The organism is Acidithiobacillus albertensis (genome assembly GCF_001931655.1).
GTDB lineage: Bacteria > Pseudomonadota > Gammaproteobacteria > Acidithiobacillales > Acidithiobacillaceae > Acidithiobacillus > Acidithiobacillus thiooxidans.
In genome coordinates this window covers 1-1,106 of sequence record NZ_MOAD01000085.1, presented here as the reverse complement: position 1 = coordinate 1,106, position 1,106 = coordinate 1, and the positions used below count along the sequence as shown (strand labels likewise).

Annotated in this window: 2 protein-coding genes; both read left to right on the top strand. The window is 54.1% G+C overall.

The genetic code is table 11. The annotated features are described in order from the left end of the window. Positions 1-759: TolC family protein (locus BLW97_RS18140; RefSeq protein WP_158025240.1), on the top strand; the 759-nt coding region annotated here is incomplete at its 5' end. Then, on the top strand, positions 756-1,106 hold a 351-nt coding region (locus tag BLW97_RS18135), incomplete at its 3' end, for an FUSC family protein (protein WP_207650653.1). The genes BLW97_RS18140 and BLW97_RS18135, both read left to right, overlap by 4 nt.

Genomic DNA, 1,106 nt, shown 5'->3' with positions numbered 1-1,106 from the left:
GGTTTGGAGCAGGAAATAGCCGCACAAAAGGCCAAGTACGACAGCAATCGTCAGGCCTTGGCGACACTGTGCGGTGTGGGTGTCCAACTCCCCTTGGTGCTGCGTCATTATCAGCCCAATCTGTTGCAGACCCATTGGCAGCAACCCAGCACTGTTCCGGCTGAATGGATTGCCGAGCGGCCGGATATTGTCGCCCAGCGGATGACCATCAAGGCGGCTGCTGCAGCGGTGCATATTGCCCGCGATGCCTATTATCCCAATATCAATCTGGTGGCTTTTGCGGGTGGTTTGGCAGCGGCAGGCGGCTTGTTTACTTTTTTGAATCCGGGGTCCTTACAAGCAGGTGTGGGACCAGCTATCAGTTTGCCATTGTTTACCGGGGGGCGACTGCGGGGCCACTTTGATGCCAGTCAGGCGAAATATCAGCTGGCTCGCGCCGCATATCAAAAAAGCTTGTTACAGGCTTTGCAGCAAGTCGCTTTCAGTCTGAGACAATTGCAGTCTGCCAGTCAGGAGCGGGAAATCTTACAGCGGCGTGCGCAAGCCTTGTCGCGCAGCGCGGCTTTACAACAACAAAGATATCAAGCGGGTCTAAGTAATGCCCTGCCAGTCATGACGGCGCAACTGCCTATCATCGACAATCAGATGCAGCAAATTCGCCTGGATACTTATGCCCGGCAGAATCTGATCAAACTCTATGCCGCTCTGGGGGGTAGGGTGATTCCAAAAACCTGGACGGGACCGCATTCACCATCATGAGTACCCTGAATCTTGCCAGTCGCCAATATTGGCAGAGTTTCTACCAGCACGATCTGCAAACCTGGATTTTCTGGGCCAAGACAGCCGCTGCAGCGCTGATTGGTCTTTGGTTGGCTTATAGATTCCAGCTGGACTCTCCCAGTACGGTCGTAATCACCGTGTTTATTGTGATGCAGTCGCGTAACGGGATGGTTCTTGCCAAGAGTTTTTACCGGGCGATTGGTACTATTGCAGGCAGTATTGTCGCCTTGTTGCTGGTAGCGACATTTCCGGATGAACGACTGGGATTCCTTGCCGGCTTGGCCCTCTGGGTGGGATTTTGCACTGCCGGGGCGCGTTATTTCCGT